Source organism: Microcoleus sp. Pol12B4 (assembly GCF_036701385.1).
Taxonomy (GTDB): Bacteria; Cyanobacteriota; Cyanobacteriia; order Cyanobacteriales; family Microcoleaceae; genus Microcoleus.
Map to the genome: position 1 here is coordinate 1 of NZ_JAUBQR010000250.1, position 9206 is coordinate 9206.

The following is a 9206-nucleotide window of genomic DNA, read 5'->3' on the forward strand; positions in this document are numbered from 1 at the left end:
GGATGGACGCTCAAAGAGGTTGCGGAGCGATCGGGCGTGGGCTACAGTACGATTAGCAATTATGCCCGTTCTCAGGGTATGGCAATGGTTGACTTTGCAGCAGTCCACAAGTTGGCTCGCACCTTTGATGTGATGATTGAGGATTTCGTGGTAATCCTCGAAAAATAGTTGAAAGTTTTGCCTAAATTCAATGTTTGAGCGATCGACCAAAAGCAGATGCGAACAAATCCTTTAACCTACAATACTATTTCTAGAGATGCCATCACCGAGCCTCCCAAAGACTCCCCCAAACCATGCCCAAGCCAAAAAAGACCCCCGCCAAAACCTACACTGAAATCAACCTTAGCGATCCTCAATATTACTTCAACCGAGAACAAAGCTGGCTAGAATTCAATAACCGCGTGCTCCACGAAGCCCTCGACCCCCGCACGCCCCTCCTAGAAAGACTTAAATTTCTCGCTATTTTTAGCTCCAACCTAGACGAATATTTTATGGTGCGCGTGGGCGCCCTCAAACAACAAGTACACGCAAAAGTCAGCAAATTGACCTCCGACGGCAGCACGCCTCAACAACAGCTAGATGCCATTAACAAGCGGCTTTTGCCGATGGTTACTCAGCAGCACTCGTATTTTGAGCAAACCCTGCGACCGAAACTAGCAGCAAGCGAAATCTACATTCTCGACTACATTGACCTCAATCAAGAACAGCGCAATTACTTGCACCGCTACTTCAAAGAACAAGTATTTCCTGTACTCACTCCCCTAGCAGTTGACCCCAGCCACCCCTTCCCCTACCTTTCCAATCTCAGCCTCAATTTAGCAGTAGTAGTCAGAGACCCCGACACGCGCGAAGAATTATTTGCCCGCGTCAAAGTACCGCAGGTTTTGCCGAGGTTTTTGCCACTACCGGGGGATTTGCAGTGGCAGCAGAGGGGCAAATCACCTGTTTGGACTGGCGTGCCCCTAGAACAGGTGATTGCCCACAATTTAGAAGCTTTGTTTCCGGGGATGGACGTTGAGGAATATCACCCGTTCCGCATTACTCGCAATTCCGATTTGACGGTGGAGGAAGATGAGGCAGAGGATTTGCTGCTGGCAATAGAACAGGAGCTCCGCAAGCGCCGGTTTGGAGGTTCTGCGGTGCGGATGGAAATTCAAGCGATTATGCCGCCTGCGCTGCGAGATATGCTGATGGAAGAGCTAGATCTCGGTGAGCAAGATGTTTACGTCGTAGAGGGGCTGCTAGGCCTCAAGGATTTGATGTCTTTTGTGGGGTTGCCGGTGCCGGAACTGAAAGACCCGCCTTGGACTCCGGTTGTGCCGCCGCGCTTGCGGAACTCGGAATCGGCAAGGATTTTAGAGAAATCGATGTTGAATGCTGAAGATGGTGAGGATATTTTCACCGCCATCCGCCAGGGGGATTTGATGTTGCACCATCCCTATCACTCGTTTGCGGCGACGGTACAGCGGTTTATTACTGAGGCGGCACACGATCGCTCCGTGTTAGCGATTAAAATGACTTTATACCGCACTTCTGGAGATTCGCCGATCGTCAGCGCCTTAATTCAAGCAGCGGAAAACGGCAAGCAGGTAGCCGTTTTAGTAGAGCTTAAAGCTAGGTTTGACGAAGAAAATAACATTAATTGGGCTCGCAAGTTAGAACAAGCTGGAGTCCACGTAGTTTACGGTTTGGTGGGACTCAAAACCCACACCAAAATTGTGATGGTAGTACGTCGCGAGGACGGGTACATCCGCCGCTACGTCCACATCGGCACCGGCAATTACAATCCCAAAACAGCCGGACTGTATACCGATGTGGGTTTGTTGAGTTGTCGCGAGGATTTGGGATCGGATTTGGCGGATTTGTTTAATTATTTGACTGGTTATTCCCGGCAGGTATCTTATCGTAAATTATTGGTGGCACCTGTCAATATGCGCGATCGATTTTTAGCTTTAATCCGCCGCGAGGCAGAATTCTGTCGGTTGCAGACCGAAGGCGGCAGCGGTAGCTGTGGTCGCATTGTCGCTAAAATGAACGCTTTAGTTGACCCTCAAATAATTGTTGCTTTGTACGAAGCTTCGCAAGCGGGAGTTAAAATTGATTTGATTATTCGGGGGATTTGCTGTTTGCGTCCCGGCGTTGAAGGTGTTAGCGAAAATATCCGAGTTATCAGTATTATCGGCCGCTTTTTAGAGCATTCTCGGATGTTTTATTTTTACAACGGTGGCGACGAAGAGGTGTATATTGGTTCTGCCGACTGGATGCAGCGCAATCTCACCAGACGGGTTGAGGCGATCGTTCAGGTGGAAGATCCGACAATTGCTAAGGAATTGCAAGAAATTTTGGGTGTAATGCTGGCTGACAACCGCCAAGCTTGGGATTTGCAGCCGGGAGGACACTACTCTCAGCGCCGGCCGCCTGCTAATTGCCCGGAAGTGAGTTCTCAGCAAATTTTGATGGATATGGTGATGAATTAGTCAGTAGTTATTAGTCATTAGTCATTAGTCAAATTGGCAGTTAGTAGTTGTCCGTTATTGTTAGCTATTAATCTGTACAGCATTTAATTTTAACTTTTTGGGCGGGCTCTCCGGCCCACCCCACAAGATTTTTACTAACATAACTATCCAAATTAAATGCGCGACAACTCAGGACTAATGACTAATGACTACTTAACTGTTAAAAGTACGCTTGAATTCTTCTAAGAGATCGTCAATTTCTTCGATCGCCTGACTCACATCTATTCTCAGGGCTCCCAAGTCCGATCGATCTAACAGCCTAACGAGGGATTCCCGCTTGCTCTCGATCTCTGCTACGCGCTCTTTGATTGTTTGTGCATCCATGGTTTTTTGCCTTTGCTACTATTAACAAAAATATTTGAGATTCCCCCCTGCGAACAGACGGAGATTCTTAATTCACCGACATACCTTTTGGGACAAATCCTTCACTGTTTTTATATGGGAAGTGATGAACCTGCTCAGGGTTTTTGAGTCTGTGTTATAGTTTGATTCTACATCAAACCCTCAGCCAAACTCCAGCCACATTTTAGCGTAAAAAAGGCGGACGTTTGGTATCTGGGGGTTTATTTTTCATCATTCCAGCTAAAAATCGCTTCAGGGCTTTCTCCCGGTTTTTCATAAAAGCAGCCCAAAATCCCGGTTGATATTCATCCATCGTCTTGGCTAGGGCCCAGACATCGATCGCTAAGATATTATAAAGCCTTTCATCTTCGCGTTTGAGCGAGTTAATCTGCTCCAAAACCGCCTTGTTTGCTCCAGCAGTTTGTTTGTCTTCGTCTTTAATCATGTCCGAAAAATGGTTGAAAGGGCAAGAGTGTCGATCGCGATCGCCACTCTGTATACTTTGATGATACTGCCGATCTCGATTGCCTTCTGGAACCAACGCCGCGCAATTAACACGGATATTTACCGATGGCGTGCCCGGGCGAGTCCGGCAGGATAAGCTTCTGAACCTAGACAAGACTGTGGATGCACACCGCTCCCGCGCTCATAGATGCTAGCAGTTTTTGCAGGTCTTTTGGCAAAAAAACTAAATTTATTCAAGACTTTTTGACAGATAATAATTAAAGTATATTGTTGATTTCAGCTAACTACCTCACTAATATGTTACGCAAAATTTCTTTAGCAAACCTAGCCTTAGTTGTTGGCGGTATCATAGCAGCAGTCGGGTTTGGAGCCTACTTCACAGACAGACCTACCCTGAACCTAGCCGGTTTTTTTTATGGAATTCCGCTGTTGCTGGGAGGTTTGGCTCTGAAAGCCGCCGAACTCGAGCCAGTGGAGTTCACCGAACCTACCTCTGCTGAAGTTCTCCTTCTGCGAGAAAGTCAGGCGACAGATACTCAAAACCAAGTCCGCAAAGATGTCACTCGATTTCGCTACGGCCAACCGGCGCACTTAGATGATGCTTTGGAGCGCTTGGGGCTGGCCCCGACAGACGAGGAACGGCCCATCCTGCAAGGGTTGCGGGAAGTTGATGTTGACGGTGCTTATGGGTTAATTTTAGAGTTTTATTCGCCGCTAATGCCGATAGACTTATGGGAAGAAAAGCAAGACAAAATAGCTACTTTTTTTGGGCCGGGTTTGCGCGCACAAGTGACTCACAAGGCTGGTGACAAAATTGAATTGGCTCTAATTAAAAATACTCAAGCTTAAATTATTCTGAAGTTTTGAGTGCAGAAATTTTGAAGTCGCCCATTAATAATTAATCCTGCACCGGCTCAGATACTGATTTTAGCGACAGCGTGAAACCTGTCGCTATCAACAAAAACTCAATCTGCAATTGGACGATCGCGCAAATTTGCTTTTCCTTAATTACAATAGTGGTTCATAATCGACCGGCAATCTTAAATCTGGAGAAGCAGAAATGGTTTCGTCCCAAAGCAGGATAGGTATTATCGGCGCAGAACAGGGTTTGTCAGTTGCAGTTAAACAAGCGTCGAATTGGATGATAGCAGTCTCAGTTGCAAATAATCCTGCTTCAGTCTTGAGTAGAATAAATGAGCAGGTTAAATCCGCCAAACTAAATTATTGACAACAATCTATAGGGAAAACAGGGATACGCCTATGTCAGAGAACAGAGTGTCCATCGCCGCCAAAGTACCTTTAACTGCTAAACAGCAGTGGGAAACTTTCATGGCTCATCACTGCGGACGTTGGCAAGGGGTATTGGTTAGATATGATGGCACAGGGCAGGTTCTCGATATTCTTGATTCTGTACGCAGCTTCATTCCTTCTGACGATCGGCAAACAGTCACCCATTCCACCGACTTCAGGAGTCGGATGACAGAAACAGTAACGCAGAAACAATGGGTTTTGACCTTGGGTAATCCGCTGATTATCCATCCATTTGCTCCAGAGGCTTATCTGCTTTTTAATCCCCATTCTTCTGACACAATGGTTGGGCCGGATCGAACGGGTTCAAGCTTCTATTTTGAGCATTACCTCCTGGCATCAGGAAAAAGAACAAGTGCGGCGGCGATATACCTATCTACGGCAAATAGCCCTCAGCCTAACCTGTGTTCATTGTTTAGAGAGAGCAAAGAAGAGGCAGCGGAACCTTGGTGGTCTGAACAAACTCACTGTAGGATCGATCGAGTCAACTGCCTCAAACTTCCTGCTCAAATGACAGGCGGGACATATGTTTCATTAGATGAGATGGCTCAACTGCCAGTTCCTCCTCAACCCAGTGAAATACAAGGCGATTTTCTAAAAATCCAATTTCCAGATGCAATAGAGGTTGTTCTTTCGAGCGATCGATTCAACACTCCCTATTATGCTTCCATGCGTTGGACGCCAGATACCAATGATACACTGCGAAGCTGTACTTTAATCTACGAAAAACCGGCTCAAAAGGCTGATGTATTCGCTATTTAACAGGCTCAAATTTCCACTTCTGGATGAATGAGCTGGTATCCTTCTGCTTTGAGCTTCTGATTCGATATGCGCCGATTATTTGATCGCTGTGTAGTATCTGACCCATCCCATTCCACTTCAGGTAATTCGTAGCGATCGCACAGTTGTTTAAACAATTCACGAGCAGTAATTGGAACATCATTCACTACGTTATAAACTCCTTCTAATTGACGAGCGAGCGCCAACTCACTTGCTGATACAATGTCGTCCAGATGAATCCAGTTCGTGAAATTATTGCCTGTGCCGGGGCGAGTTGTGCCTGCAAGCCCACTTAACCGTTTCTTGAACTCGCGATCGGGTCCATAAATGGCTGCAAGGCGAAAGATACATACTTTCAAATCAGGGCTGGATGCTGACAGCAAAACTTGCTCTGTCTCATGTAAAATCTCTGCATGTCTGTCGGCTGGTGCCACAGGTGAAAGTTCACTAACCCAGGCTCCATTACTATTGCCATACACCCCAGAACTACTGGTATATATGAGTTGTTTTATGTTGGGAAAATGCTTCAAGGCAAGAACAATGTTGTTGGCCGTATGCAGGTATGTCTCCTCGTACATATCGGAATCTACTTGTTGGTTTGCTGTAGGAGCGAGACTCAAGAAGACCACATCTTGATTTTGCAGGATTGTCTGTAATGTCTCTTCATCGCAGCGCTTCAGGACGATCGCCTGGTTGGCAACTTTCTGTAATTCCCCAATCCGGTCTTGCGTTGTCGTCGTTGCAGTAATTACGTGACCCAGGTTCCGCCAATGCTGGGCAACGGCACTTCCAACATAGCCACAACCAATAATTATAGCGTTCATCTGTTTTTTCAACTTCTGAAATAGAAGGCTCTAGATTGTATCCAAGATAATAATATATCCAAGTTACAAAACTTTACGCACTGTCTGGTGCCTATTGGATTTGCATTCTGGGGATTTCATGCTGCTTTTTCTCCATATCATCCCTCTAGTATGCAACGCCAACAGAGTTAATCAGCCTTAACAAACAAGCGAGAACGAGTAATAAAACGCTCACCATCCGGTCCTTCCAGGGAAAAATCGCTGCCTCCGGGCCCCGATGCCACGTCTATAATTAACTGCGTGTGCTGCCAATATTTGTATTGCTGGGCTGCAATATAAAAGGGACAACCGCCTATTTCGCCCAGCAATACGTCACCATCACCGATTATCAATTCCCCGTTGGGATAGCACATGGGGGAACTACCGTCGCAGCAGCCGGATTGGTGAAACATCAATTCTCCGTGTTGAGTTTTGAGATAGTTGATTAATTTTAAAGCCTCTTCTGTTGCAGTGACTTTTGGAGTTTCCATTGCAGTCTGTTTGTGTAGCAATTTTATTTCGTTTATAAATGAAATTTTTTTAATGAACCGCAGAGGGCGCAGAGGACGCAGAGAAAGAGAGGAAAGAGAGAAAGAAGGAGTTGACGAATCCTTGAAGTTTGTCTTTCTTCTTTCTTCCTTCCCAATGACTAAAACCTTAGAAAAAACCTAAAGCTTTCGGGCTGTAACTTATTAACAAATTCTTAGTTTGCTGGTAGTGATCCAACATCATTTTGTGATTTTCGCGACCGATACCAGATGATTTGTAGCCGCCGAATGCTGCGTGGGCCGGATAGAGGTGATAGCAGTTTGTCCACACGCGGCCTGCTTGAACGGCGCGACCGATGCGGTAGGCGGTGTTGATGTCGCGAGTCCAAACTCCTGCACCCAAACCGTAAAGAGTATCGTTGGCAATTTCCAATGCTTCGGCTTCGTCTTTGAAGGTGGTGACTGCTAACACTGGGCCGAAGATTTCTTCTTGGAAAATTCGCATTTTGTTGTTTCCTTTGAAGACTGTTGGCTGGAAATAATAGCCGTCTTGCAAGTCGCCGGATAAGATGTTTCTTTCGCCACCAATCAGGCATTCTGCGCCTTCGGCGTGACCGATTTTGACATATTCGGCGATTTTTTCCATCTGGTTGATGGAGACTTGGGCGCCGAGGGCGGTTGTCGGATCTAAGGGGTTGTCTTGTTTGATTTGGCGGATGCGATCGATCGCCCTTTCCATAAATCGATCGTAGATTGACTCCTGAATTAAGGCGCGGGAGGGACAGGTGCACACTTCGCCTTGATTGAACGCAAACATCACAAATCCTTCGACTGCTTTGTCGAGGAATTCATCATCTTGGGCGCAGATATCTTCAAAGAAAATGTTGGGGGATTTGCCGCCTAATTCTAGGGTGACGGGGATGACATTTTGGGAGGCGTATTGCATGATTAGCCTGCCGGTGGTGGTTTCGCCGGTGAAGGCGACTTTGGCAATCCGGGGACTGGTGGCGAGGGTTTTGCCTATTTCGGCGCCGGGCCCGTTAATGACGTTGATAACGCCGTCTGGTACTAAGTCGGCGATGATTTGCATCAGTACCAAGATTGAGGCGGGGGTGGGCCCTGCTGGTTTGAGGACGACGCAGTTTCCGGCGGCGAGGGCTGGGGCGAGTTTCCAGGCTGCCATTAATATCGGGAAGTTCCAGGGGATGATTTGTCCGATGACGCCTAGGGGTTCGTGGAAGTGGTAGGCGACTGTGGTTTCGTCGAGTTCGCCGATCGAGCCTTCTTGAGTTCGGATGCAGCTTGCGAAGTAGCGGAAATGGTCGATCGCCAGCGGTATGTCTGCGAGGCGGGTTTCGCGAATTGGTTTACCGTTGTCCCAGGTTTCGGCGATGGCGAGGCGATCGAGGTTTTCTTCGATGCGATCGGCAATTTTGTGTAAAACCCGCGCCCTATCGGCTGGGGAAGTCTTACCCCACTTGTCTTTCGCTGCGTGGGCGGCATCCAATGCCAATTCTACATCTTCGGCGCTCGATCGGGGAACTTGACAAATTGATTTTCCTGTTATTGGAGAAAGGTTTTCCGAGTATTTCCCTTTCACCGGTGGCACCCACTTGCCACCGATAAAGTTGTCGTAGCGAGGTTAAAAAATCGACTGACTGCCGGATTGAACAGGTGCTGCTACTACCATTTTATTACCTGATTAAAATTTGTTTTTGCGGACTATCGAAAGAAATTTGTTGAATATCAACTATCGTCGTCTCTTCTCGGGTACTTTTGTTTTTTAATATACAAAATTTTACATTTTTCCTATATTTGAAATTAAAGTTGTTTCTAGGTTTCGTGGTCGGTCGGGTAGTTAATAAGATTTTTTTATAAACCGCAGAGTACGCAGAGTACGCAGAGGAAGAGAAAAACGAGAGCATAAAAAGATAGTTTTACAAATTATTTAAATCTGCTAATATAGAGATATAAACTTGGCAAGTTATCAAAAGTACCAATCAAATGCCTGCCTTAAATACCGTTGTTTTTTCTTCCGATATTGAGCCTGGGTCAAAGCATTTAGACGCTGCTAAAATCCGGTGGTTTCAACGCCGACTGAAAGCTTGGGCCCGGCAGAATTTCCGTGATTTTCCTTGGCGGCGTACCTGCGACCCCTATGCGATTTTGGTGGCGGAGTTGTTGCTGCAAAAGACTACTGCCGCTACAGTGGCTCCGATTTATCAAGAATTTGTCGATCGATATCCGACTCTCTCGGATTTAGCGGCCGCGCCTGCTGCGGAAGTTGCTAGTTTGTTGCAGCCTTTGGGTCTTTTTTTTCGGGCGCAAAAGCTGCGGGAATCGGTGCTGGTTATCTTAGAAAATTATCAGGGAAATGTTCCCCGCACGGAAGCTCAGTTGCTGGAACTTCCCGGAGTTGGCAAGTACATTGCGCGATCGGTTTGCGCTAATGCTTTCGGACAGCC

General features: G+C 46.8%; 8 protein-coding genes and 2 pseudogenes. 5 read left to right on the forward strand and 5 right to left on the reverse strand.

The window, feature by feature from the left end; all coding sequences use genetic code 11:
- Both QUA38_RS24960 and ppk1 read left to right on the forward strand, forming a co-directional pair.
- A partial coding sequence (locus QUA38_RS24960; RefSeq protein ID WP_333166697.1) for a helix-turn-helix transcriptional regulator occupies positions 1-168 on the forward strand: 168 nt, incomplete at its 5' end.
- A gap of 125 nt (positions 169-293) precedes the next feature.
- Positions 294-2477 carry a polyphosphate kinase 1 gene (gene ppk1, locus QUA38_RS24965; RefSeq protein WP_333166676.1) on the forward strand — a complete coding sequence of 728 codons (2184 nt, stop codon included), beginning with the start codon at positions 294-296 and terminating at the stop codon, positions 2475-2477.
- A gap of 192 nt (positions 2478-2669) precedes the next feature.
- Here the strand turns inward: ppk1 and QUA38_RS24970 are convergent, their stop codons facing one another.
- Positions 2670-2840, reverse strand: coding sequence for a hypothetical protein (locus QUA38_RS24970; protein WP_015176488.1), 171 nt, complete (start codon positions 2838-2840; stop codon positions 2670-2672).
- A 202-nt stretch (positions 2841-3042) separates the two neighbouring features.
- Complete coding sequence (locus QUA38_RS24975) at positions 3043-3303, reverse strand: hypothetical protein (protein ID WP_333166678.1); 261 nt, start codon at positions 3301-3303, stop codon at positions 3043-3045.
- Between the two features lie 317 nt (positions 3304-3620).
- Here QUA38_RS24975 and QUA38_RS24980 point away from each other — a divergent pair, with 317 nt between their 5' ends.
- On the forward strand, positions 3621-4172 hold the full coding sequence (locus QUA38_RS24980) for a DUF2854 domain-containing protein (protein WP_333166681.1): 552 nt from the start codon (positions 3621-3623) through the stop codon (positions 4170-4172).
- 411 nt (positions 4173-4583) lie between these two features.
- Positions 4584-5393 carry a DUF3598 family protein gene (locus QUA38_RS24985; RefSeq protein ID WP_333166685.1) on the forward strand — a complete coding sequence of 270 codons (810 nt, stop codon included), beginning with the start codon at positions 4584-4586 and terminating at the stop codon, positions 5391-5393.
- Positions 5394-5398: 5 nt separating this feature from the next.
- Here the strand turns inward: QUA38_RS24985 and QUA38_RS24990 are convergent, their stop codons facing one another.
- The 3 genes and pseudogenes from QUA38_RS24990 to exaC all read right to left on the reverse strand — a co-directional run.
- Complete coding sequence (locus QUA38_RS24990; RefSeq protein ID WP_333166688.1) at positions 5399-6235, reverse strand: SDR family oxidoreductase; 837 nt, start codon at positions 6233-6235, stop codon at positions 5399-5401.
- 167 nt (positions 6236-6402) lie between these two features.
- A complete protein-coding gene (locus QUA38_RS24995) occupies positions 6403-6744 on the reverse strand; it encodes a DUF779 domain-containing protein (protein ID WP_333166691.1) in 342 nt (113 codons plus the stop codon).
- A gap of 166 nt (positions 6745-6910) precedes the next feature.
- Positions 6911-8368, reverse strand: a pseudogene (gene exaC, locus QUA38_RS25000) (acetaldehyde dehydrogenase ExaC); the annotation flags it as partial.
- Positions 8369-8745: 377 nt separating this feature from the next.
- Between exaC and QUA38_RS25005 the strand changes: the two are divergent.
- A pseudogene (locus tag QUA38_RS25005) lies at positions 8746-9206 on the forward strand (A/G-specific adenine glycosylase); the annotation flags it as partial.